The sequence below is a fragment of the Paenibacillus sp. EZ-K15 genome (assembly GCF_002573715.1).
Taxonomy (GTDB): Bacteria; Bacillota; Bacilli; order Paenibacillales; family Paenibacillaceae; genus Paenibacillus_AQ.
Genome location: NZ_PDHM01000021.1, coordinates 193,725 through 218,578 on the forward strand (window position 1 = coordinate 193,725; position 24,854 = coordinate 218,578).

A 24,854-nucleotide genomic window follows, 5' to 3' on the forward strand; every position below is an offset into this window, starting at 1 on the left:
AGTGAAATGCGCTATAATTGAGGAAATGTTGATACGAGGTGAACCTACTTGAGCAAGAAGGACTTGGCTCTGCCAAAGTACCAGATGGTTAAAGATTATGTCTTATCCCAGATCGAGAATCAGGAATTTACGAAGGACGATCGGATACCTAGCGAGTCGGAATTTTCCAAGCTGCTGGATGTCAGCTCCATCACTGTACGTAAAGCGTTGTCTGAGCTGGTGAACGAGGGCGTGATCTACCGCGTCCGAGGTAAGGGAAGCTTTGTCGCCAGCCAAGCAGCCGTCTCAGAGAAGACCTCCAATCTGGTGGCCTTCGTCATCTCCGGCGTCGACCTATACGACAGTTCGTATATGCAGATCATGAGAGGCATTCAGTCATTTCTAGGCCAGCATGGCTGCAAGCTGATCATCGAATTCGTGGAGAACGACTTCGAACAGGAACGTGAGCTCATTCTGGGGCTGATTCAAACGGAGCTAAGAGGATTACTCATCTATTCCTCCGATCCCGAAGCTGCTAAGGGCTATCTGGGAGAGATTCGCAAAAAATCGATTCCGTTCGTTATGCTTGATCGTTCCCCTTCCGGCTATCCGGTCAACGTTGTCACCTGTAACAACCATGACGGTGCTTATGAAGCAGTAGAATACTTGATACAGCAAGGACATCGACGAATCGGATTTGCGGCTTACGACTATCATCTGAGCCCGGAGGTTGACCGATATAACGGTTATTGCAACGCCATGTCGAATGCGTCCATTCCGATCCCCGATTCGCTCTTGTTCCTGGATAAGGAACTCGACTATGCTGCACTGGCGAGCCTTATCCACAACGGAGAGCTGACCGCTCTGTTCTGCGCGAACGACAAGCGGGCCCTTGAGGTAATCGAACAACTCACCGCACTTGACATTCGTATCCCCGAACAAGTATCCCTCATGGGCTTTGATGATTTCGAGAGCTCCAAATTCGCCAAGGTCGCCTTGAGCACCGTGAAGCAATATTTCGATGTCCTCGGCTATGAGAGTGCCAAGCTGCTGTTCGAAATTACCGAAGGCTCGTCTTACGGCAATAAGAAAGTCATGCTGCCTACAAGCTTGGTCATACGTGACACGATCAAGCCCGTCCAAGGTTAGAGGCAACGCCAAAAAGGCAATGGATTCCAGGATGTGCTGGAGTCCATTGCCTTTCATAATGCGGCAAAACATGCTAAAGGAACTGGTTCATTGTCTTTGCGAAAGATCATGGACCAGCCCCTATCTATAATCCTTCAAGCCCATCCTCTTCATATCATTTCTGTACTATTCGACGCTGACGGGTACAACACCGCCGATTGCTTGCCTAGGCCTAGCATTGTGCACGTATACTAAAAAGACGAAGTGATCCTCTCTTGCCCTCAAGATCTGCTGTTTCTTCCATAAACGAAATATAGAGTAACGGAGGACATGATCATCAGTATCACCGAATACACCAATGTCAACGCTTTGGTATCCGCGAGCGCCTGCGCATCCGTACTGTTCTTGATGACGATTCCTAACGGCTGGTACAAAGGATGATAGAGGAACACGGTAACGTCATAATCGGCCAAAATTCCGTTGAAATTCAAGGCAAGAACAGCTAGCGTCGACGGTAGAATGATCGGCAGCAATACTTTTCTGAACGTATAGAACGGTTTGGCACCCAAATTCCTTGCAGCGTCTTCCAGATTGCTGTCCAAGCTGAAGAAGGAGGCCTTGACCATTCGCAGGGTGAAAGGAATATGGACGATGACATAAGCAATCAGAAGCATCCAGACCGTGCCAACCAGCACCGTATTCCCGATCATCAGCTTTGGCGTGTTAAAGGTTACGATCAGTCCGATTGCAATCAGCGTTGACGGCAGAATCCACGGAATCAGCAATGCGTATTCCAGGGCAAGCGCCCACTTGTTCTTATATTTATGTAAGATCCTTGACGCGGCCAGCGCCAATGCGACGACAATGACCGAGGCTCCCGCGGCATATAGAATACTTACGAGATAAGGCTTAAATGCCGACATGGATGAAAACACTTGAATGTAATTATCCAACGTGAAGCTGTTCAAATTCAACGTGGCGGTCGAGATACTGGCCGCATCGGTGAACGAAAAGATGATGATCAGCACAACCGGAACGATGTAGAGAACAAACAGGCCGTAAGCCAGAATATGAGCAGCTATGTTACCGGATTTGCTGCGGATTTGTTGTTTGACCAGCTCCGATTTGACTTTGGAGACCGACATGAAGTTGCCCTTACGTTCGAACCGGATCATCACGGTCAACAACACCAGTGTGGCCACTCCGAGAATAAGAGCCAGCAGCGCAGCCAAGTCTCTTGACGTCATGCTTCTCGAGAATGTCAGAATCATCGGCGTAATCGTCTGGAATTCCTTGCCCCCGAGGATAAGCGGCGCGGACGTCGCAGCCAGGCCGGTGAGAAAAGTCAGGATCGTCAGCGCGTAGATCGTAGGCTTCAGGACCGGAAGTACGACCCGCCATAGGATATACCCCGTAGACGCCCCCATATTTCTCGCGGCTTCCACCGTTTGGAAGTCGATTTTGCGAATCGCATTGCTCAGGAACAGAAAGTGATTGGACGTGCAGGCGAACGTCATGACGAATAGAACCGCCCAATAGCCATGAAACCATGTCGTATCAAAGGAAGGGAACAATTGAACTAAGAGCTTGGTCATAAACCCCTCTTCGCCATAGACGAATTTATAGCCGGACACCAGCACGACTCCGCTGTAAATCAGGGTCGTAAAGTAACCCAACCGCAACATCTTCGCGCCTTTGATATCGAAATATTCCGAAATCAAAACCAGCGTAATGCCCACCACATTTACCGTAATGACAAGCGAAAAAGCGAGAATAAAGCTGTTGTATAAACTTCTCATCGCGCGTTCGGACGACAGCAGCTTCTCTGCCGCTTCCAGCGTAAATTTGCCGTCCTTAAAGAATATTTCGCCGTAAATATTCAAGTTCGGATAAATCAGGAAGGCAATGACAAACCAGACAATCAACCCGTATAAAAGGATCGAGAAAGGGTTTATGGAAGCCAGCCGGGTGCTCAGGTTCCGGGCATTCATGCTTCCCCCTCCTTCATCGGATATTGCAAAATATCGCGGGCCGGGAGGTAGATGTCTACATCGTCACCGACCTCATGATGGACGAGCGGGCTTTCTATTTCGATGATTTTTAACCGTCCGCCGCCGGCAATCTCCAATACGTACTTGCTGTATAAACCGTAAAATTCCCGGTCCGCAATCTTGCCTTTCAGTTGGACCGTATCGATCCCCTGCAGGGGCAGCAGGCTTACCTTCTCATTGCGGATATAGGCGATATTCCCTGGCTGAACAATATCCCTCAACCGGCTGTTCTCTACCATCCGCGGATCGATCCGATTAATATCTCCTATGAAATTGCATACAAACTCGGTTTGAGATTGATTGTAAACTTCCATGGGCGTGCCCACTTGCTCCAGGACCCCATGATTGAATACGCCAATCCGGTCGGACAGCGTTAACGCTTCTTCCTGGTCGTGCGTGACATAAATCGTTGTGATCCCGAATTTCTTCTGCAATTGTTTCAGCTCATTGCGCAGCTGTACCCGCAGCTTGGCGTCCAAGTTGGATAAAGGTTCGTCCAGTACCAAGATGCTCGGCTTCAAAACCAGCGCCCTGGCAATCGCAACGCGCTGCTGCTGGCCGCCGGATAGTTCCGATACTTTCTTGAACAGCTGATCATCTTTCAGATCAACCTTCCGAGCAATGTCCTTTACCTTCTGGTCCACTTCCGCCTTGGAAAACTTCTTGACACGCAAGCCAAAAGCGATATTCTCGTACACATTCATCGTCGGAAACAGCGCATAGCTTTGAAATACCATCCCGATCTCTCTTTTTTCGATCGGCAAACGGGTAATGTCGGTGTCTTTCAGCAGGATCTGTCCGCTCGTAGGCATAATAAACCCGACCAGACTGCGGAGAGTCGTCGTCTTCCCGCAACCCGAGGGACCGAGGAACGTGAAGAATTCCCCTTCCCGAATATGCAAATTAAGGTTTTTGACCGCATGAAATTCTCCGAATTTAATGTCAACGTTCTGGAATGTAATCATATTATTATCTTCCTTTTTGTTGTACTTGAATGAACGGCTGCATATTGGCGTTCCCAATATGCAGCCGGCTTGACTCCATTCCGTTATTTAGTGCATAATCTCCAACTCGATTTTCTCCGCCCACAGATCCATGTTTTCGGCAATAAAGGCCCAATCGAAATCTTGTGGTTTTAACGAAGTAAACAGCTCCTTGACGGAATCATTGGCTTGCTCGACTGCTTTCGTATTTGCCGGCATGGCATTGAACTCAGCCGCAAATTCTCCTTGAATTTCGCTGGATCCGAGCCATTCTACGAACCGCTCCGCCGTTGCCTGTTTCTTCGTTCCGTTCACGAGCGCTGCATGTTCCACGACCATTGGTACGCCGACTTCGGGACTGACAATGCCTGCTTTCACTTTATATTGCTCTTCCTTCTGCTGCAGGGTTCCGGAAACGAGCGCCCCTAGCGGCGTTTTGCCGCTGGCCAAATTGGCATAGAAGTCTTCGCCCTCGACTGCGCTGACGCCGTTGTCATACAATTGCTGAATTTCATTCCAGCCTTCCTCGGATATACCGAGATCACCATTCGGATCTTGGAAACGGGTCAGAATGCCCGCTACAATAAGACGAGGCGTATTTTGTCCAAGCAGCGTAGGAGCTTCGTACTTCCCTTTGTACGCATCGTTCTTATAAAGGTCGGTCCAGTCCTTTGGCGCGGTATCGGCCGTGAATTCGTTCGGGTTATACCCAAGCAGAATCGCTTGCTTCACAAGGCCATGATAGTAGCCTTCCGGATCGTTCAAGCCCTGCTCCACATCTCCGGCCCAGCTTGGAACAAACTTAGCCAGAACGTCTTCCTTTTTCAAATTTTCATAAAGCATATTGTTCAAGCCGTATACGACGTCCGCGATCGGGTTGTTCTTCTCGGCAATCAACCGGTTCGTTAAGTCGGCGCCGCCCGCTCCGACAATTTCGATGTCAAAGCCCGCACCTTTCGCTTTCTCAATCAGCCATTCGCCGCGGCCGTCAGAGTTCGCATTCGTGTACACGATCAGCTTTTCATTCTGGACCGGTTCCGTAGACGACGATTCCGACCCGGCCGGAGCCCCGGACTCCGAAGTGCCCGAGTTTGCATTGCCGGCATTGTTGCCGCCTCCGCAAGCCGATACAATCACACACATAATGAGAAGTAGCGCCATTGAAAGTTTTCTCATGATTCCCTTAACTCTCCTTTGATCGTGTCATTTTATTTGGTTTAAAAGTTGATGATCAACCCGTCATATGCCGGCAAAATTCCGACGGGGCTGAAGATGCGGACAAAATCCTCATGAAGCAGCTTGGAATTATGGCTAAAATGTGTGACGACGATTTGGCCTTCAGGCTTCAGGATATTTTCTTTTTGGAACTCGCGCTGGACTTCCAGCACCGTCTCTACGCACATATGATTGCGGTCGCGGGAGTTCCCCGTATATCCATGCGTGCAGTCGAGGATGGCGCAATCCAGATTTTTGCCCTTTAACCATGCCCATGTCGCATCCGGGAACCAGCCCGAATCGTGCCCGTACAGCAGTTTTTTTCCTTCCTTTTCGATCACATATAACAGACAGGTTTCCATGCGGTCATGATCCGCCAACAATGGCGTTACCCTTGCATCGCCCATAGCGAAGGTCTCAAACGGGCGCAACAGATGGAATTGATACCTTTGTCCTTCAAAGCGGCCGATGGCGGCACGCGTGTGATGCATCACCGTACCATTCCCATAAATGTGCATCGGATGCTGAAGGCCGTGCGCAATTCCTTCCCTGCGGCATTCCAAATCAACGGCATTGTAATGGTCCGAATGCGAATGCGTGACCAACAGGTGCTCGATTGCTCCCAGATCGATATTGTCCCGCAGCGCCTGCATATAGGAATCCGGGGAATAGTCAAACTTGATGACATCGTCCAAGATGGCGGAAGTTCGCGTGCGGATATTTTTTCCTCCAAGCTCCCGCGCTTTGTTGCAATGCTCGCAGCGGCAAAAGGCATTAGGAAAGCCCTCTGCGGCTGCAGTTCCTAGAAAGTGAATTTTCAAAGTCATGTCTCCTTGCCACTGTAGTGATCCATTTTACGTCCTAGACTGAACGGATTGTCGTTCTACAATCGATGTTTGAATTTTAATGGTGATTGGATTTTCGTTGGAGTTGCCAACGCGCTTCATCAGCAAATCAACGGCCGATCGGGCAAGCTTCTCGGTATCTTGTCGAACCGTCGTAAGCGGTGTCGGAATATATGCCGCTAACTGAATATCGGAGAACCCGACGATGGACAGCTTTTCAGGAACCGAAATCCCCATTTGCAGTGCGGTGTGAATGGTCGAGATGGCGACATGGTCATCCCCGCACATGATGGCCGTCATCCGGGGGTTGTCCAGAATAAACTGCTCCTGTTCCGGATCGCACTCATTAATGCGGCTGGTATCGCAAGCGACGCTTCGAAAATGAATGTTCTGGATCTTCACCGGAATTTTATGGTCGAGCAGCGCTTGGATATAGCCTTGATACCGTTCCTTCCGGCTTGTGATATTGTCGATCGGATTCGAAGTGTATCCGACTTCCCGGTGCCCCTTCTCGATCAAATACTTCGTCATTTGATAAGAGCCCATATAGTGGTCGTGATACACGCAATCAATCTCCACTTCATGGAAAATACGATCGATGATCACCAGCGGCAGTTTGCGCAACTTTAGTCGCAGCACCTGATCGCTGCAGGTCTTCCGCCCCTGAGGAAACAGAATGATACCGGTGATCCCTCCTTCGGCCAGCCTTTCCAGACAAAGATCCTCATCGTCGCAGTCCTTCGTCATTTTCAAAATGAGGTCGCACCCGTGCTTTCGCACTTCAGCCTCGGCGGCGGCGATGATTCTGGAAGTGTAATCGGATAGATGGGGCATAATGAGTGCGATCTGTCCAACCAACCTGTCCACGTTCGGCGCCGCCTCGGTGACCTGGGGAGAAGTTCCTCCATCGGCCATCAATCCTTCTAGCGGCTGGGCAAGGAAGGTCCCTCTTCGGGGCAGGCGGTACACCAGTCCCTGCTCTGCCAGCTTTTGAAGCGCCAGCTTGCTTGTCATTCGACTCACGCCGAACAGCTTGGCAAGCTCTCCTTCGGATGGAACAGGATCATGCGGCCGCAGCCTACGACTTTGAATAATCTCGATTACCTGATCCGCCACCCGGTGATATAATTGATTCTGTTTAATCAAACGTACATCTTTCATCAAATTATCCCTCTAATCGTTGAGTCGACTCGTAATCCGCAAGGGATCTGATTTAAACTTAATGAATGTCACTGACATATTCAATGATATATTTGTAAAAGCCTTGTAAATTCTATGTTAAATCTCAATGCTGCGGTCCTGAATCAAGAATTACATATCAGTGATATATTAATTCACCATGTTTGCTATCAAGGTACAATACACCATGCAAACTATTGCCATTTCCCCGATCAACGAAAGAAAAACCTGCTCCATCCATTCAACATCCGTAAGATATTGGCTGGAACAGAAGATAAAAAAGCGTCCCGCAAGCCTTAAAGAAAAGGCTTGTGGGACACTTTTGCTTTTTATTTCCAGGTGAATTCTACCCGGTCAAAGTTTCCGATATATTTATAGGTGGAATCGGTTGAGCCGCTCAAAACAAAATACACATCGTGAACGCCTGTGAGCGCCTCCGTCAGTTGTCCGGTGGCGATTATGTAGGTCGCCCACCTGCCTGCCGTTGGAGGCACCGGTATCGTTCCGATCAAGGTGCCGTCCACTCCGCCTAGCTGAACCTCTATGGCTGGGATTCGGCGCACAGTTCGTGCTGATGCTGGAATACTCGATGGACAGCTGACAACCATCTGTACCTGCTTATTACGTCCACTCGTGCAACCAATCCTCTTCTGTCAGCGTAATAAAAGGAAGACACACACGCTGGAAAAATGGGTCGTATTCTTCTAGTCATGCAGTCATTGTCATCAGGTAACCTTCTCCACCAAGGCGATCATCATCCTGGGGGCGGTGCACCAACCTGGTCGTTCTATTGGAAAGGACTATTTTTTCGGAAGTTGCTTTTACATGTAACCGCTATAAAAATCTATTTGAAAGAAGGAAGAACGCATGATTATTACAACGACATCCACTATTGAAGGTTACCCTGTTCAAAGGTATATCGGTATTGTGACCGGCGAAGTCATTATGGGTGCTAATGTAGTGAGGGACTTTCTGGCCTCCATTACCGATATTGTCGGCGGGCGCTCGGGGGCATACGAAAACAAGCTGCAGGAAGCAAGGGATGCAGCGTTTGTCGAGATGGAAGATCGAGCCGTGCGCCTGGGGGCAAACGCCATTATAGCAGTGGACATCGACTATGAAGTTATTCGTGAGGGAATGCTGATGGTGGCCGTCAGCGGAACCGCAGTGGTGGTATAGCCGGTACAGTGTAAATTTTCCGCATAGTATATAAGTTCTTGTCGCTGAGTTATGGCAAGAACTTATATACTTAAAACAAAAAAGCCGCATATAATGCGACTTTCAAAGTATTCATGTTCTTGTCGTCCAACATTTACTTTGCTTTTAACAGTCATTGCTCTCATAACGTGTAGTCACATATCCCCTTATCTCAAAGATTTATTTTTATTTTAGGACATCTTTGCCTTCGTGAACATGAATTCAGACAGACTCTAATTCAATTAGGAGAAGACACCACAAATAAAACTAGACATTACAAAAGAAAATACCGCCCATAATATGGTATTCTCCCCTCATGGTAGACAACGAAAAAGAGACATCTGTTAAGATGGCTGCTGGAGGGGTTTTTTTTCATGGGGAAAACAGGACGTACAAACAAGAGTTATTCTAGGAAGTTAAGAAGGAGGCCGTGCGGCTGGCTATTGAGGAGAACATGTCCTATCGAGAGGTGGCCAAACGACTGGGGATTCGGAAATTTAAAACCCTAGCTCAGTCTGTTCAATGGATTTAAAAACAGCGCGGGAACCCTAACTCTGCAACTTCTACATAATGTTTAAGATTCGTCCCCAAGACCTTTTCTGAAAAGAATTAACAAGTCATTAAAAAAGCAAAAAACCCTTGATGTACCATCAAGGGTTTTCTTATTATGGAGCCTAGGGGGATCGAACCCCTGACCTCATCGCTGCCAGCGATGCGCTCTCCCAGCTGAGCTAAGGCCCCGTAAGCGACTTCTATATCATATAAAAAATCAGCAGGCATGTCAACATGTTTTTCACATTTTTTGATGACGTGCTGTATCCCTTTTACTTCTCTATATAATGTCACTTAGCGATGATGATAATGGGCCCTATGAGAGCCCCAGAAGAGCACCTGGATCGTGCAGAACCTGACGCTCTTACAACTCCGAAACGTCCGTACCCTTGGACAGCAGGCTTTTCAGTTCCTTCATAAACATATTGATATCCTTGAATTGGCGATACACGGATGCAAAGCGGACGTAAGCTACCTCATCGACCGGATATAACCGCTCCATTAGAAGCTCCCCGATCTGGCGGCTCTCCACCTCTGCTGCTGCGGTATTGCGCAGTGCCTTCTCTACATCCGATACAATCATATCCAGCTGGTCCACGGATACCGGACGCTTCTCGCATGCCCGAATCAAACCGCGGAGCACCTTTTCCCTGCTAAATTCTTCGCGGCTTCCGTCCTTTTTCACGACGATCAGCGGCGTTTCCTCCACCATCTCAAAGGTTGTGAATCTCTTGCTGCACTGCTCGCATTCCCTGCGGCGGCGGATGGATTTATTCTCGTTGGCCGGCCTGGAATCAAGCACTTTCGTTCCGGCATAACTGCAATATGGACACTTCATAAAGTCATCTTCACTTCCTTCGTTTCAGCGTATTTCGCCTTGAATAGCGCTAGAGAAAAATTTACCAGCAAAACTTTGTTCTTTTATGTTATGAAAATGCGAAACCCGAGACATAATACTTTTACCAACCCAAGGAGGTGAACTTAACATGGCACAAAGCAACAACAACTCCAACAACCTGGTTGTTCCTCGCGCAAACGCTGCTCTTGAGCAATTGAAGTACGAGGTAGCTCAAGAACTTGGTATCTCCATTCCACAAGACGGATACCAAGGTAACATGACTTCCTACGAGAACGGTTCGATCGGGGGATACATCACAAAGCGTCTTGTAACCCTGGCCGAGCAACAATTGGCTGGTCAATTCTCCGGTCAATAATTGATTCTTCCTTAAAAAGGAGTGTTGGACAGCTCGATGTAAGAGCCTGTCCAGCGCTCTTTTTTCGTTAAAAGCCGTCCTTATATACATCTGTATATTGATTATAATAATAAATCACGCGCTGTACATAGTGACGGGTTTCCCCGATAGGAATACTCTTCACATTCTCGTAGGTTCCATCCCACATGCCCTTGTTGATCCAATTCTTCACGTTCCCGGGGCCTGCATTGTAAGCGGCGATGGCGGCAATTGGATTACCGTCCATCTCCTTGTGGAGATTCTGAATATACCAGGTGCCCAGTTGGATATTCGCATCCACTTCATTCTTCACGTTCAGCAGGTTCACCGAAGGCAGCTTGGCCATTTCCATCGCCCAATTCGCCGTATCTGGCATCAGCTGCATAATGCCCAGTGCCCCTTTCTTGGATTCCTTACCTGGCTTGAAGTTCGTCTCCACTCGAATGATGGAAGCCACCAGGAAGGGATCGACCTCATAGTAAGCGGCATGCTTCCGGATTTCATCCTTATAATAAATCGGATACAGCAAGGTCATCCAGTTCGAGCTCAGAAACAGCAGCGCTACAAAAGAGACAAACAGCAGAAGCAGCACTCTTTTTTTACGGAGCCACCTCATAACCGAACCAGCCTGCCCCACAGGTTGTCCACCTGCTGCTGTGTTTCGGCCAATGTTCCGCTGTTATTGATGAGGATATCCGCCAGACGCTTCTTCTCCTCGATATCCATCTGGCTGTTTAAACGCGCTTCTGCCGCTTCCCTGTTAAGATCATCGCGCGCCATCAGACGCTCTAACTGTAGCTCTCGCGGCACATAAACGACAGCGATCTGGTCAAGATAAGAATAATGCTTCTTAGCCTCAAGCAGCAGCGGTATATCCGCTACCACGAGCCGGTCCGGATACTGCCGCTCATACGCTTCCGTCCGTTCCCGGATTTCCTGCCGGATCGCCGGATGCGTGATCTCATTCAACACCGTTCTCTGCTCGGGATGATGGAATATCATCTCCCCGAGTTTTTTTCGATTCAACGTACCGTCCTCAAACAGGATCGCTTGTCCAAAATGTTCGGTCACTTTACCCAGCACCGGATGACCCGGGAGCATCACTTCCCGGGCGATGAGATCCGCATCGACGAGAAGTGCTCCCTTCATGGTCAACATGGAGGACACGGTGCTCTTGCCTGTTGCAATTCCTCCGGTTAAACCGATATTCATGACTTCACCTCATAACAGCTTCATTATACCCATGACGATTAACAAAAAAGCAGGCAAATAAGAGATAAAACGCATGCCGCCTTTGGATGCAAAGCGTAAACCAACCCTCATGCCCAGCACCAGGAATATCCCGCTAAACAAGGAAACAACCGTTGCGGTACCTAGCGGTGAGAAACCCAGCATGGCTGCGCCAAGCCCTGCTCCGAACGCATCGAGCGATAGCGCGATCCCGAGCCACATTGCCTCCCACGGAGAGATGCTGCCGGAGTCGTCCAGATCCGCCTTCGAGGGACTGCGGAGAATTTGAATGACAACGCCGATCTTCGGAATCTCAAGAGAGAATACCGCCCGCTGAAGATGCTCTTGACCTGCCGTGTTAACCTCACGTCGTAATTTTACTTGATGGTCAGCCCCCTGCGTCTCCATAAGAGACTTTGTAATAACCTCATTGGAAACCGGCTGCACATCAGACTCGTTTTTTCTGCGAACTTGCTGGCATAGAGACCATAAGCCCAGCAGAATCAAAATGGCGGCTCCGATCACGGACGCCACAGATGGGGATAAGAACCGCTGTAACAGCGCGCCTGCCTGCATGGAGGCGCCAAGCACCAAGCCGGAACATAGCGAGATGATCAATACAGACAGCAGCGGTATCCTGGTTTTGCGCAGACCGTATGTAACCCCCGCCCCAAATCCGTCCAGGCTTAATGCCATAGCCAGCAGCACAGACGAGAAAATATGACTGAGCACCCTTTTCCCTCCTCGTAAGCTCCACATCAAGCGGCTCATTCATGAAGAAGAGCAGCTCCATGCGCTCCACATATGTTCCACATTATATGTGTGAGGAAAGGAATGGGTGCACGCCTATTGGATTACTTCCTTAACGGCTGACACTTCGGGCAGAAGTGGGTCCCCCGTCCGCCAACCACGATCTTATGAATCGGTCCTCCGCATGTATTACACGGCTCGTCCTTCCGTCCGTAAATCTGATGACTGTGCTGGAACATCCCCATTTCACCCTGTCCATTGACATAGGATTTAATGGAAGAGCCACCCGCGTCAACGGCTTCGGACAGTGTATCCACAATCGCATGATACAATCGCTTGAGCTCGGCATCCTTCAGGCTGTTAGCATTGCGCTCCGGATGAATCTTGGCTCGAAACAATGCCTCATCGACATATATATTGCCGATACCGACCACATATGCCTGATTCAGCAGCACCGCCTTGATCTTCGTTTTCTTGCTGCCGATGACTTCCTTAAAGGTTCCGAACGTGAACGTCTCATCCAGCGGCTCATAACCCAGCTTGGCAAGAGGAGCGTGCTGGAACTCTTCCCCCGTTGCAAAAAGATGCATCGTTCCGAATTGGCGTACGTCCTTATAGCGCAGCTCCGTGCCATCCGAGAAATGAAAGATGACATGGGTATGCTTCTCCACCGGCTCCTCGGCAGGGTACACCCCGTAACGCCCTTCCATCCGAAGATGCGAGACGAGCACTAACCCGTCCAGCAATATCCGCAAAAATTTCCCGCGGCGCTCTACACCTTCCACGGTATGATCCTTCAGCATAAACGCAAATGCCTCAATATCGTCAGGACGCTGAATGATCCGCGGCAGATGTACGGATACATGATCTATATGCTTACCTTTAATCAATTGGTTAAGTGTTCGTTTCACGGTTTCTACTTCCGGCAATTCCGGCATAATGACTTCACCTCATTTCCCATTATACCGGAAGTTGGGACAGAGCGGGACCATGGTTTTGTGGAAAGGTATGGTGCATATTGCGCCCCTCTTCACGCCATGATCCCTATAAAAGATCTTCTATCGACTGACACAATGTGCAGCTTTACTTCGCTTCGTACCAGTTCTCGCCATAGCTGACTTCCGACTTCAGCGGTACCGACAGCTTCAGTGCCTGACTCATCACTTCAGGCACCAATTCCTTCATGATCTCCAGTTCATCCTCCGGCACCTCAAACACCAATTCATCATGCACCTGAAGCAGCATGCGGCTCTTTAATTGACGATCATACAATGCCTTGTCCATATGGACCATGGCCAGCTTGATAATGTCGGCGGCCGTTCCCTGAATCGGCGTATTCATCGCCGTCCGCTCCGCAAAGGACCGCAGATTAAAGTTGCTGGCGTTAATCTCCGGCAGATACCGTCTGCGTTCAAGCAACGTTTTCACATAGCCATCTTGCTTCGCCTGCTTGACGATCACGTCCATATAACGCCGCACACCCTGGAACACCTCGAAATACTGGTCAATGAAAGCCGCGGCTTCCTTCCGGGTAATGTTCAGGTTCTGGGACAAGCCATAATCACTGATTCCATACACGATGCCGAAGTTAACCGCCTTGGCGGACCGGCGCATATTGGAGTCCACCTCATCCACGCCGACTCCAAACACGTCCATCGCGGTCTTGGTGTGGATGTCCATATCGTGGACGAAAGCTTCCTTCAGCCGTTCATCATCCGAGATATGAGCAAGCACGCGCAGCTCGATCTGGGAGTAGTCCGCTGCCAAAATGCTCCAGCCCGGCTCGGACGGAACGAAGACCTTACGCAGCTTGCGACCTTCCTCCAGACGGATCGGAATGTTCTGCAGATTCGGAAATTGGCTGCTCAGACGCCCCGTTGCGGCAATCGTCTGGCGATAATAGGTGTGCACTTTGCCAGTCTGTGACGAAATCTCCTTCAGAAGACCTTCCACATAAGTGGATTGCAGCTTGGCCAAGGTACGATACTTTAGGATCAGACGGACAATATCATGATAAGGAGCTAGCTTCTCCAGCACCTCGGCATCGGTAGAATAACCGGTTTTGGTCTTCTTGATGACCGGAAGTTCCAGTTTCACAAACAGAATCTCGCCCAGCTGTTTAGGCGAATTGAGATTGAATTCCGTTCCAGCGATCTCATAAATCTCATGAACAAGCTTCGCGATCTGTCCTTCAAACTCGCGACCCAGCTCCTTCAAATCCTCCGCATTCACGGCAATTCCCTGTTTCTCCATATCGGCCAAAATGCGGGAAAGCGGCATCTCAAGCTCATGAAACAGCGGCAGCATTTCATTAGTTGCCAGCTCCTTCTCCTGAACGGGAACCAGTTCGGATACAGCCAGGCATTTTCTGGCCATGTGCTCGCTGAGCTTCACCATATCGGGAACCTTGTATTTGGCCCCTTTACCGAACACATCCTCATCGGCTTGAAGATACGCAAGCCCGTATTTGGAGGCCAGCCCGCTAAGGCTCTGATTCGCTTCCGTCGGATCCAGCAGGTATGCAGCCAGATGAACGTCGAATGCTGCGCCGGCAAAAGCGATACCCTGCCAGTGGAGAGCCAGATCAATGCGGTGCAGATCATACCCGCGTTTCGGGATCCCGCTATCGGCAAGCCAAGTACGGACAGGCTCGGCCTCTTCCGACTTCAGAACCTCAAACGGAATGAAGTACTGTCGTTCCTCTGTAGCAAGTGCGAGCCCGATCACCTCGGCATGATGAGGGTTTTCCCCATGCGTCTCAACATGGAGCACGGTCACCTGGGCCAGGTTATCCGCAAGCCCCGCAAGATCCTTCGTGTCCACAAGGGTCACTTCAATCTTCGCTTCGGGCTTCGACTCAGCCGCATCTCCGCCCATTCCGCTTGTGCTCAGGTTTAACCGTTCAATCAGCGATTTAAACTCCAGCTTCGCCAGTGCAGGTCCTGCCGTCTCTTCATTCAGCCCTGTAAACGCCATGTCATCCAGCGACTGCTCCAGCGGAACTTCGCGGAAGATCGTGGCCAGCTTCTTGCTGAGTATGGCGGAATCGGCATGCTCTTCGATCTTCTCTTTCATCTTGCCCTTCAGCTCATCTGTACGTGACACAACGGCCTCTACGGATCCAAATTCATGAAGCAGCTTCAGAGCCGTCTTCTCACCCACTCCTGGAACACCGGGAATGTTATCGGAAGCATCGCCCATCAGACCCTTAAGATCGATAATCTGATCAGGTGTCAGGTTATATCGCTCCTTAATCTGTTCCGGTCCGTAATACTCAATATCGGTAACGCCCTTGCGGACCATCGCGATCGTGGTATGTTCCGAAGCCAGCTGCAGCATATCCTTATCCCCGGATACGACCATCACCTTGCGGCCAGCTTCGTCAGCTTGACGGGTAATGGTCCCGATAATGTCATCGGCCTCATAACCGCCGATTTCAAACTGGGAGACGCCAAGACCCTTCAGCAGCTCTTTCAGCAGCGGGAATTGTCCGGAGAGCTCGGGAGGAGTCTTCTGACGACCACCCTTATAATCCTGATAATCCGCGTGCCGGAACGTTTCCTTGCCGGCATCGAATGCCACCATCATATGGGTCGGTTTATGCTCCTCAATCAAGCGAAGCAGCATGGTCGTAAAGCCATAAACTGCATTCGTCTGCTGACCGCTGGCATTGGTCAACGGCGGCATCGCGAAGAATGCACGGTAAATGATATTATTTCCATCAATCAAAATCAGCTTGTCCATAGAACACCTCGCACCAATATTACTTCCTTTCCACATGATAACATAGGTTACCGCCAATTCCGAACAATCCGTTCGATTAACGATGAATTCTTGATGAAACGCAAAATAACCCCACAAAGTGGAGCCTGTGCTTCGATGCTTATTCCAAATACTTTGCGGGGGCCCAAATATATAAATGCGATTAAAGAATTGCTTCCGCTTCGCTGGAGTTTTCTAAATTCTCGCAAAAAAACGCCAGCTTTCGCCAGCGTTAGACTGTCATGATGCTATTGATTGAGGTCGGGACGGTGACCTGTTACGAGGTACACGGTGCTCTCGCCAATGTTTGTGGCATGGTCGGCGATCCGTTCAATGTAACGGCCCACCATGATCAGCAGCATCGCTTGATTGGCCGAATCCGGATCGGAGGTCAGATGCGAATACAGATCCTGCAGAATGACGCTGTACAAATGATCGACCTGATCGTCATCCTGGGCCATTTTATAAGCCAAATCCGTGTTTTCCATCAGATAGGATTCGATGGATTCCGAGACCATCGCACGAACCAAATCCGACATCCGCGGAAGATCCACTAAGGGCTTGATCAGCTTCTGGCCTTGCAGACGGATCGTGACTTTAGCGACATCACGAGCCAAGTCGCCCATCCGCTCCAAATCGCTGGCAATCCGGAAAGCAACCAATATCCGGCGCAAATCCTTCGCCACAGGCTGCTGGGTTACGATCAAGCGGGAGCCGATCTCCATGATCTGCTCTTCCATTGTGTTTAACTGCACATCGTTCTTGATAACCGCCTGCGCTTTCTCCGCATCCAAGGTCTGGAGAGACTCTACACTGCTCGCCAGCGCCTCCTCCATATGCTTGCCCATATCCTGCAGCAAGGTTTTCAGCTCATTAAGCTGCTGATCAAACTCAATTCTCCGGATCATGTGTGATGTTCCTCCTATCTACTTTTAAGAAAGATCATATTAGTGTGGGTTAACCAAATCGACCCGAGATATAGTCCTCGGTACGTGCATCCGACGGCGTCGAGAACAGCGTATCGGTGCTTGCAGATTCAACCACTTCGCCATTCAGGAAAAATACCGTCTGCCCGGATACGCGGGCGGCCTGATGCATATTGTGCGTTACCATAACGATGGTGTATTTGCTCTTCAGCTCTTGTACTAGCTCTTCGATTTTCAGGGTCGAAATCGGGTCCAGCGCGGAAGTAGCTTCGTCCATAAGCAGGATATCCGGCTGTACGGCAAGTGCCCGGGCAATGCACAGACGCTGCTGTTGGCCCCCGGACAAGCTCAGCGCGGACCGCTTGAGATAATCCTTGACTTCATCCCACAGCACGGCTTGCTTCAAGCTCTGTTCCACAATTTGGTCAAGCTCTGTTTTATTGCGGATACCGTGGAGTCGCGGCCCGTAGGCGATGTTATCATAAATCGATTTAGGAAACGGATTCGGCTGCTGGAACACCATCCCTACCTGCTTGCGCAGGGCTTCAACGTGGACTTCCTCGCTGTAGATTTCCGTCCCGCCGATTTGAACGCTGCCTTCAATCCGGGTGGAAGGAATCATGTCATTCATCCGATTCAGCGTACGCAGCAGCGTAGATTTACCGCAGCCCGACGGTCCAATGAACGCCGTTACCGTTTTCTCCGGAATGTCCAGATCTACGTTTTTAAGCGCATGGTACGTATCATAGTAAAGGTTTAATTTCTTAATCTGTATGATGGATTCCATATCTTATTCATGTCTCCTTTTTCACGATTAGATCTGCTTAAGCGTCTCTTAGATGTTCTTCGAATACTTGTTCCGGATCCACACGGCGATAATGTTCATGATGAACAGCATGATGAGCAACAGAATAATACCCGAAGCCGCCAGCTCGTGGAAAGCCTCACTTGGTCTTGATATCCAGTTAAAGATCTGGATCGGCATGACAGTAAACGAATCGAGCAGATTTTCCGGCAAGAAGGCCACGTACGTTAAGGCACCGATCATGATCAGCGGTGCGGTTTCGCCGATCGCACGAGACAAGGCCAGGATAACCCCGGTCATAATTCCTGGAATCGCTGAAGGCAGCACGGCGCTGGATACCGTTTGCCATTTCGTTGCGCCCAGCGCATAAGAAGCATCGCGCCGGTTCTTAGGCACGGCGCGAAGCGCCTCCTGGGCGGCAACGATAATAATCGGCAGCACCAGCAGCGTCATCGTTAATACCCCGGAGAGCAGACTGCGGCCTAGATTCATCCCACGTACGAAAATAGCGAGCCCCAGGATACCATATATAATAGAAGGAACCCCTGCAAGCGTACTGATATTCAGCTGAATCAGCCGAACCCAGCGGCTGCGGCCCGCATACTCTTCGAGAAAGATCGCTGCGCCAACGCCTAATATGAAGGACAGCGGAGCCATGAGCAGAAGCAAGTAAATCGTGCCGACAATCGGTGACTTCAGTCCTGCTTTATCCGCGATACGTGACGGATAGTTGGTGAACAGATCTGGCGATAGTCTGAAAATGCCATCCGTCACAATCGTAACAATCAAAGCCATCAAGGCAAGAATACCGATACTGGTACAAGCCAGGAATATAATGTGCAGCGTCTGGTCACTACGGCGTCTCCGGTTGATTCCTTTGCTATCTCCCAGATTCAATTGTTCCATCTAGTATTCCTCCCTGAAGCGGCGAGCGACCCACTGCGCCAATATATTAAGCAAGAAGGTGATGACAAACAAGGTCAGACCTACCGCAAAAATCGTGCCGTATTCAATCGTTCCGCGCGGAACATCACCCATACTTACCTGAACGATATAAGAAGTCATGGTCTGGATGCTTTCCAGCGGATTCAACGTCAGCTGCGGCGTAGCACCAGCAGCCACCGTTACGATCATCGTTTCGCCAATCGCGCGCGAGAATGCCAATACGAAGGACGACACGACCCCCGACAGAGCGGCAGGCAGCACAATTTTCAGTGCAACCTCAAATCGGGTAGCACCGAGCGCGTAGGCACCGTGACGAAGACTCTTAGGTACCGCGCGCATCGCGTCTTCACTTAAAGATGAAATCATCGGCAGGACCATGATCCCCACCACGATACCCGCGCTAAGCGCATTGAATATACCCATGTTGGGAAAAATCTTTTGAAGGAATGGCGTTACCGTTTCAAGCGCAAAATATCCATAAACAATCGTTGGTACACCAGCCAATACCTCAAGCACTGGCTTTACACCCCCCCGAACCCGGGCAGGAGCGTATTCATTGAGATAAATAGCGCATGCCAAGCCGATAGGCACTGCGAATAGGATCGCAATGCCTGTAATCAGCAATGTGCCGCCCAGCAGGGGCAGCACGCCGAATTCTTTTGGAGGGAGAATCGGACTCCATGTCGTTCCAGTCAGAAAGGACCATACCGGTACTTCCTTGAAGAAGATCACGGATTCCTGCAGAAGCGTATATACAATACCGATGGTAGTAAACACCGAAAGCAGGGCACACAAGCCGAGTAAGATTGGAATGATTTTGTCTGAGATGCGTGTTTTGCTTCGACGGAATGTCATGCTTTTTGTGTTTACCGCCACGGGTGAAGTTTTGTTCATTCTCCTCTTCCCTTTCTATGGGTTGCCCGGAGGATTCCCTCCGGGCATCTAGTCTTTAATTATTTTGCCAACTTGTCTTTTTCTGCTTTGTACTGTTCATCTTGAAGCGGTACGAATCCGACTTCGCCAGCAAGACTAGCGGCATTATCAAGGTAGAAGTTCATGAATGCACTCACTTCTGGTCGCTCAAGCTCTTTATCGTTAACATAGAGCAGCAGCGGACGGGACAATGGAGCATAACTGTTATCCTTGATCGTTTCCATGCTTGGAGCTACGGTAGCCGTACCGTTATCAATCGGAACCAGCTTCAACTTGTCTTGGTTCTCTTCATAGAAGGAGAATCCGAAGTATCCGATGGAGTTCTTGTCACCAGCTACCCCTTGAACGACTGCGTTTGTATCGGCACTGAACGTAATTTGGCTATCATTTCTGCTTGCTTGCGCTTCACCGTTAATCGCTTCTGTGAAGTAATCGAATGTTCCGTGGTCAGTACCTGGCGAGTAGATTTTAATTTCCTCTGCCGGCCATCCTTCACGAACGTCAGCCCATGTTTTTACGGTGCTGTTTGGCTCGTAAATTTTCTTGAGCTCATCAACGGTCAATTTATCTACGAATTCATTGCTTGGGTTAACAACGACGGACAGTCCGTCATAAGCTACCAGAACCTCATGATAGGTAATGCCATTGGCTTTTGCTTCCTCAGCTTCGCTGTCTTTAATCGGACGGGAAGCATTGGACACTGCGATCTCGCTGTTGTTAAAACGTTTGAAGCCAGCGCCTGTTCCGCCTGTTCCGATCGGAATGCGGACATCCGGGTTAGCTGCGCCGAACTCTTCAGCAACCGCTTCGGTTAATGGATGCAGTGTACTTGAACCATCAATTTCAATTGTTCCTGTCAAAGCTGTTGAGGTATTTTCCTCTGTTTGTTGTGCTGAACCATTCTCTTTATTTTCTCCTGAAGCACCGCCGGAAGTTCCTCCTCCGCATGCTGCCAAAAGTGTGCTCAGCATTAACACCAATACGAGAATACCTGCTGGTTTACGACCCCTTCTTCTAAACAAACGAATCCACTCCTTCAAAATGGTTGTTGTCTCTACTTACAATATTGATAATAATCCCGGAATGTAATAGCAGTTTCTGAGAAATGTAAACGCAGTGTAAAATATTTTAATAAAAGTAGGGTTATAGTTTCGATCTTTCTTCCATGATCGAAGCTTCACCGGTGTTCATTCCGGCAAGCTCATCCTTAACCCGCTCCACACGCTTCACGGTTTCCTCGGCCAGTTGATAAACCTGATTACCGGACTTCTGAACCTCTTGAACGGCGCTGTCCATTTCATTAAACATTTGGGCACCTTCCGTTACATACCCCTCGCAGGATTGGATTTCCTTCAGCGATGACACAGCGCCCTTGGCTGTATCTGCTGCCATCCTCTGGATTTGCTCCAGCAGCTGCGATATATCCCCTGACAGCTTGCGTGTTTGTTTTGCCAGCGATTGTACCTCTGCCGCAACCACTTGAAATCCTCGCCCATGCTCGCCGGCATGCGCGGCTTCAATCGAGGCATTCATTGCCAGCAGACTGCTTTGGTTCGCAAGCTCGGTAATCATGCCGGTTATAGAAAATATGCGGCTGGCATCGGCAGCGAGCTCGGAGGCCTGGCCTTCACGCTTCGTCATATCCTCCACAAGGCCAAGATACGAGGTTCGGACATGATCCAGTTTCGCCTTCCCGGTTTGAGACCACTCCTTCATCCGTATACATTCCGAGTTCGTTCTCGCTGCTGCCGTGCGGACGTCGGTTAAAGAGGATTGAATGTTCCGGGTATGCCGGTAGCTTTCCTGCAGGATCAGTTCCCGCTTCTCTTCCGCCTCCGCTTGGAGCCCGCTGGACAGACTCATCAGATCCCGGACCGTAAGCACGCCGAGCAGTAGTCCTGCATCCGTGATTAAGACACAATCGTAAAATTTCGAATCCGGGCGCTGCAAGGACAAATCCAGCAGTGTTCCCACCTTCTCGGATATATCCACACGCGTCGGTTGATGGTCCGCAAACTGGAAGGCTGGTTTGGAATAATACAGGTCAACGGCAAACCTGCCCATCATTCGCTGGTAAAACACATCCCGCATGATCAGTCCTGCTGGTGCATCTGCCTCATCGCAATAAATAACACACGGAATACGCGGATCCTTCGCAAAAACATTCAGCACATCGAGGCAGGATTCAGACTTTCCTATAACAGGGACCCTTCTTATGTATTGCCGATATAATGCGCCTGCTTCAGGCTCGTTTGCTACTTGTCCATCAAGTTCCGGCTCTACCTCCATCTTCATTCTCTCTGTCTGATTTGGTTTGGTTTGAAGCAGTGTCATGCGCCTTCACCCCTTCTTCATCTGGTCCTTTAGACGCATCTTACCGGACAAGTATTATGGGAATATACTCGAATGATTAAGGGAGCGTAAACTACGGAAGGATAATCGCGGGGATATGAGACATTAGACACGTCAGGATCTGACCAAAGACCCAAAAAAAAAGACTCCTCATCATTTCAAACGGAATGATGGGAGCCTTTTTTCGGATTTACTACAAGTTTATAACCAACCCCGCGAATGGAGTCAATGTGTACAGATTCAGGATCAAGCTCAAGCTTCTTGCGCAGGGAACTCACATGAACGTCCACGGTTCGCTGCCCGCCGATATAATCGAAGCCCCAGACCACGTTCATCAGATCATCCCTCGTTAACACAACGCCGGGTTTTTTGGCCAGGTAGAGCAGCACCTCAAATTCTTTCGGCCGGAGATTAATGCTCTGACCACCAAGCCGGACCTCGTATTTCTCAGGATAGATTTCCAGCTGTCCAAGCGAAATGACGTTCCCTTGATTGTCCGTCGTTTTTACTTCATCGGCGTGACCGGAAACCCGGCGCATGACGGCCGATACGCGGGCCAGCAGCTCAGATACACCAAATGGCTTGGTAATATAGTCATCCGCCCCCATCTTCAAACCTTGAACAACTTCCTCCTCGGCGTTCTTCGCGGTCAGAATGATGATCGGCGTGGTAATTCCGTTACTGCGAAGCTTCTCTAAAATCTGAAAGCCGTTCATGCCTGGCAGCATGACATCCAGCAGGATCAGATCATATTCATGATGCGACGCTTTCTCGTAACCTGCGGTACCGTGTTCCTCTACCTCGACTTGAAAACCTTCCTGCGTCAGATTGTAAGACAACAGCCGCGAAAGTGTCGGCTCATCTTCGATAACCAGCATGCGTTGCGTCAATGTTACCCCCGCCCTTATCTTGATAATTGGACTCCTTATGCAAGTATATCAACAGAATGTTAACGGAGTGTTAACTCCCTGTTTCCTGCGTTTCCTGCAATATCGGAAGCTCAATGATGAAGGAGCTGCCGATTCCCAGCTCGCTCTCCACCTTGATGGTTCCGTGATGAAGATCCACCAGATGCTTCACGATCGATAGTCCAAGCCCCGTTCCGCCTGATCCGCGCGAACGCGCTTTATCCACCCGATAGAATCGTTCAAATATGCGGGGAAGATCTTTCTTCGGAATGCCAATCCCGGAATCCTTAACAATGAATTCTACAATATCCTCGGCGTTCCCATTACTATGCTTTTCACGAGCTGTTAATTTTACTCGCCCGCCTTCTTGCGTGTAACTGATCGAATTCGAGAGCAGATTCATAAAAATCTGGCGGAGCTTGTCCTCGTCCCCCTCCATAAACAGCTCTTCCGGAATGTCGAGCTCCAGGCTGATCCGCTTCTTCTCCGCGACCGTGCGCATCATTTCGGATATCGTATCAAAGAACGCCGACAGATGAATCGGCGAGTAATCCATCTGAATCCGCTTGGATTCGATCTTGGACAGCTCCAGAATGTCACCGATTAGACGATTCAGCCGTTCGGACTCGTCATAGATAATCTGGAGGAAGGAACGCGATGTCTTCTCATCGGTAACCCCGCCGCCAAGCAGCGTTTCGGCAAACCCCTTAACCGCAGCAAGCGGAGTCTTCAGCTCGTGAGACACGTTGGCTACGAATTCGCTCCGCATGCGTTCAAGTCTGCGAATATCACTTACATCCTGCAGCAGAAACAGCATGCCTCGGTAGGACTCCTGCTCTTCCTCCTGCATCATCGCAACTCCATCCAGGCGGATGATCGATTCCACCGGATAATAAATGTTGCGCTCCTCATGGAAGCCTTCCTTGCTCTCCAGACCTTCCTCCATCAGTTTGGTCAATTCATAATGCTGCTTGAGCTCACGGTACGATTTGCCTGTTATCACTTCGGCATTAATGCCGAGCATTCGCTCGGCAGCCCGGTTCACGAGAATAATCTGACCTGCTCCGTTCACCATGACAATGCCGCCTGTCATATTGTTTAGAACGCTTTGCAGCAAATCTTCATTATCCCGTATCGTCCGCAGCTGGGTCTGTAGGCTGTCGGCCATTCCGTTAATGGCTTGCGCCAATTGACCGATCTCGTCCTTACGATGAATCTTCACCCTCGCATCATATTCAAGGCTCGATATCCGTCTGGCAACGCGCGTGATTTTCTCTAGCGGTGACGTCAAGCCTTTGGCGACACGATAACTCACCAGGGCAGCAATCAGGAACAGCACCAGCAGACCAATCCCCATGACGGTCCAGCCTTGCCTGACTCCCTGGTCCACTGCTTTCAGGCTAACCGACAACCTGACGAATCCGTCGAAATTCTCTCCGGCCTTGACCGGAAGAGCAACGTACAGCATGTCCTGCTCAAGCGTATCGCTCCGGCGAATGGTACTCCCGCGGCCTTCTTTTACCGCCTGAAGCATCTCTTCGCGATAAGCGTGGTTATCCATAGTTAACGGATCACTTTCCGAATCCCCGATAACCTTGCCATCCTTCAATATAAACGTCACTCTTGACTCGGACAGCTCCTCAAGCTGCATGGATCTGTTGGTATAATACGTGATAGCATCCGCGCTGTCCGCATCCGGAAACTCCATCATGGTCTGCAGAAGCCGAATCTCCCGGACCATATTGTCCTCCAGCAGCTGAACATGGGACTGCTTGAATACCGTCACCATAGCCAGTCCTGCCGCGAGCATAGATAACCCAATTAAAGTAAGCATAATCAGAGTCAAACGATTGCGATACTGCCTCATGGTCTCTCCTCTTTC

General features: G+C 49.8%; 23 protein-coding genes and 1 tRNA gene. 3 read left to right on the forward strand and 21 right to left on the reverse strand.

Translation table 11 applies throughout. From position 1 onward, the window contains the following. Positions 1 to 48 precede the first annotated feature (48 nt). A complete protein-coding gene (locus CRG97_RS24910) occupies positions 49 to 1,128 on the forward strand; it encodes a substrate-binding domain-containing protein (protein ID WP_098748387.1) in 1,080 nt (359 codons plus the stop codon). A gap of 260 nt (positions 1,129 to 1,388) precedes the next feature. On the opposite strand, the gene CRG97_RS24915 is transcribed toward CRG97_RS24910, so the two are convergent. The 6 genes from CRG97_RS24915 to CRG97_RS24940 all read right to left on the reverse strand — a co-directional run bounded on the left by CRG97_RS24915 (position 1,389) and on the right by CRG97_RS24940 (position 7,943). Continuing rightward, positions 1,389 to 3,098 carry an ABC transporter permease gene (locus CRG97_RS24915; protein ID WP_098748388.1) on the reverse strand — a complete coding sequence of 570 codons (1,710 nt, stop codon included), beginning with the start codon at positions 3,096 to 3,098 and terminating at the stop codon, positions 1,389 to 1,391. After that, a complete protein-coding gene (locus tag CRG97_RS24920; RefSeq protein ID WP_098748389.1) occupies positions 3,095 to 4,123 on the reverse strand; it encodes an ABC transporter ATP-binding protein in 1,029 nt (342 codons plus the stop codon). Before CRG97_RS24920 ends, CRG97_RS24915 begins: the two co-directional genes overlap by 4 nt. Before the next feature lie 87 nt (positions 4,124 to 4,210). Continuing rightward, positions 4,211 to 5,317, reverse strand: a complete 1,107-nt coding sequence (locus CRG97_RS24925) for an extracellular solute-binding protein (RefSeq protein WP_202619000.1) — start codon at positions 5,315 to 5,317, stop codon at positions 4,211 to 4,213. 41 nt (positions 5,318 to 5,358) lie between these two features. After that, positions 5,359 to 6,177 (reverse strand): MBL fold metallo-hydrolase, encoded by an 819-nt coding sequence (locus tag CRG97_RS24930; protein ID WP_098748391.1) that lies wholly within the window; start codon positions 6,175 to 6,177, stop codon positions 5,359 to 5,361. Positions 6,178 to 6,210: 33 nt separating this feature from the next. Then, entirely contained in the window at positions 6,211 to 7,362 is a 1,152-nt protein-coding gene (locus CRG97_RS24935; protein ID WP_098748392.1) for a GntR family transcriptional regulator, read from the reverse strand. A gap of 347 nt (positions 7,363 to 7,709) precedes the next feature. After that, positions 7,710 to 7,943 carry a carbohydrate-binding protein gene (locus CRG97_RS24940; RefSeq protein ID WP_161952968.1) on the reverse strand — a complete coding sequence of 78 codons (234 nt, stop codon included), beginning with the start codon at positions 7,941 to 7,943 and terminating at the stop codon, positions 7,710 to 7,712. Positions 7,944 to 8,247: 304 nt separating this feature from the next. Between CRG97_RS24940 and CRG97_RS24945 the strand changes: the two genes are divergently transcribed. Beyond that, positions 8,248 to 8,559, forward strand: a complete 312-nt coding sequence (locus tag CRG97_RS24945; RefSeq protein WP_076323519.1) for a YbjQ family protein — start codon at positions 8,248 to 8,250, stop codon at positions 8,557 to 8,559. Between the two features lie 686 nt (positions 8,560 to 9,245). Here CRG97_RS24945 and CRG97_RS24955 read toward each other — a convergent pair. Together CRG97_RS24955 and nrdR are read right to left on the reverse strand one after the other, a co-directional pair. Then, positions 9,246 to 9,318: transfer RNA gene (locus CRG97_RS24955), tRNA-Ala, on the reverse strand. A gap of 175 nt (positions 9,319 to 9,493) precedes the next feature. After that, positions 9,494 to 9,967: a transcriptional regulator NrdR gene (gene nrdR, locus CRG97_RS24960; protein ID WP_076324309.1), complete on the reverse strand. Its 474-nt coding sequence runs from the start codon at positions 9,965 to 9,967 to the stop codon at positions 9,494 to 9,496. 148 nt (positions 9,968 to 10,115) lie between these two features. On the opposite strand from nrdR, the gene CRG97_RS24965 reads away from it, so the two are divergent. Beyond that, entirely contained in the window at positions 10,116 to 10,343 is a 228-nt protein-coding gene (locus tag CRG97_RS24965) for an alpha/beta-type small acid-soluble spore protein (RefSeq protein WP_053492022.1), read from the forward strand. A 67-nt stretch (positions 10,344 to 10,410) separates the two neighbouring features. Here CRG97_RS24965 and CRG97_RS24970 read toward each other — a convergent pair whose 3' ends face one another. The 13 genes from CRG97_RS24970 to pnpS form a co-directional block, all read right to left on the reverse strand. After that, positions 10,411 to 10,977 (reverse strand): lytic transglycosylase domain-containing protein, encoded by a 567-nt coding sequence (locus CRG97_RS24970; RefSeq protein WP_098748394.1) that lies wholly within the window; start codon positions 10,975 to 10,977, stop codon positions 10,411 to 10,413. Beyond that, positions 10,974 to 11,573 carry a dephospho-CoA kinase gene (gene coaE / locus CRG97_RS24975; protein ID WP_098748395.1) on the reverse strand — a complete coding sequence of 200 codons (600 nt, stop codon included), beginning with the start codon at positions 11,571 to 11,573 and terminating at the stop codon, positions 10,974 to 10,976. The genes CRG97_RS24970 and coaE overlap by 4 nt, the downstream gene beginning before the upstream one ends. 9 nt (positions 11,574 to 11,582) lie before the next feature. Then, complete coding sequence (locus tag CRG97_RS24980; protein WP_098748396.1) at positions 11,583 to 12,323, reverse strand: MntP/YtaF family protein; 741 nt, start codon at positions 12,321 to 12,323, stop codon at positions 11,583 to 11,585. 122 nt (positions 12,324 to 12,445) lie between these two features. Next, positions 12,446 to 13,279: a DNA-formamidopyrimidine glycosylase gene (gene mutM, locus CRG97_RS24985; RefSeq protein ID WP_098748397.1), complete on the reverse strand. Its 834-nt coding sequence runs from the start codon at positions 13,277 to 13,279 to the stop codon at positions 12,446 to 12,448. A gap of 145 nt (positions 13,280 to 13,424) precedes the next feature. Then, a complete protein-coding gene (gene polA, locus CRG97_RS24990; protein ID WP_098748398.1) occupies positions 13,425 to 16,085 on the reverse strand; it encodes a DNA polymerase I in 2,661 nt (886 codons plus the stop codon). A gap of 266 nt (positions 16,086 to 16,351) precedes the next feature. Next, on the reverse strand, positions 16,352 to 17,011 hold the full coding sequence (gene phoU / locus CRG97_RS24995; RefSeq protein WP_076324315.1) for a phosphate signaling complex protein PhoU: 660 nt from the start codon (positions 17,009 to 17,011) through the stop codon (positions 16,352 to 16,354). 49 nt (positions 17,012 to 17,060) lie between these two features. After that, positions 17,061 to 17,816 carry a phosphate ABC transporter ATP-binding protein PstB gene (gene pstB, locus CRG97_RS25000; RefSeq protein WP_098748399.1) on the reverse strand — a complete coding sequence of 252 codons (756 nt, stop codon included), beginning with the start codon at positions 17,814 to 17,816 and terminating at the stop codon, positions 17,061 to 17,063. A 48-nt stretch (positions 17,817 to 17,864) separates the two neighbouring features. Continuing rightward, positions 17,865 to 18,740 (reverse strand): phosphate ABC transporter permease PstA, encoded by an 876-nt coding sequence (pstA, locus tag CRG97_RS25005; protein ID WP_076324317.1) that lies wholly within the window; start codon positions 18,738 to 18,740, stop codon positions 17,865 to 17,867. After that, the gene (gene pstC / locus CRG97_RS25010; RefSeq protein ID WP_481856223.1) at positions 18,741 to 19,634 is read right to left on the reverse strand and encodes a phosphate ABC transporter permease subunit PstC; all 894 of its coding nucleotides are present in this window, start codon (positions 19,632 to 19,634) and stop codon (positions 18,741 to 18,743) included. A gap of 98 nt (positions 19,635 to 19,732) precedes the next feature. Continuing rightward, entirely contained in the window at positions 19,733 to 20,734 is a 1,002-nt protein-coding gene (locus tag CRG97_RS25015) for a PstS family phosphate ABC transporter substrate-binding protein (RefSeq protein ID WP_098748401.1), read from the reverse strand. Positions 20,735 to 20,855: 121 nt separating this feature from the next. Further along, positions 20,856 to 22,046 carry a methyl-accepting chemotaxis protein gene (locus CRG97_RS25020; protein WP_098748402.1) on the reverse strand — a complete coding sequence of 397 codons (1,191 nt, stop codon included), beginning with the start codon at positions 22,044 to 22,046 and terminating at the stop codon, positions 20,856 to 20,858. 176 nt (positions 22,047 to 22,222) lie between these two features. Continuing rightward, positions 22,223 to 22,954, reverse strand: a complete 732-nt coding sequence (locus CRG97_RS25025; protein WP_076324321.1) for a response regulator transcription factor — start codon at positions 22,952 to 22,954, stop codon at positions 22,223 to 22,225. A gap of 70 nt (positions 22,955 to 23,024) precedes the next feature. Continuing rightward, positions 23,025 to 24,839, reverse strand: a complete 1,815-nt coding sequence (gene pnpS, locus CRG97_RS25030; protein WP_098748403.1) for a two-component system histidine kinase PnpS — start codon at positions 24,837 to 24,839, stop codon at positions 23,025 to 23,027. Positions 24,840 to 24,854: the final 15 nt, after the last annotated feature.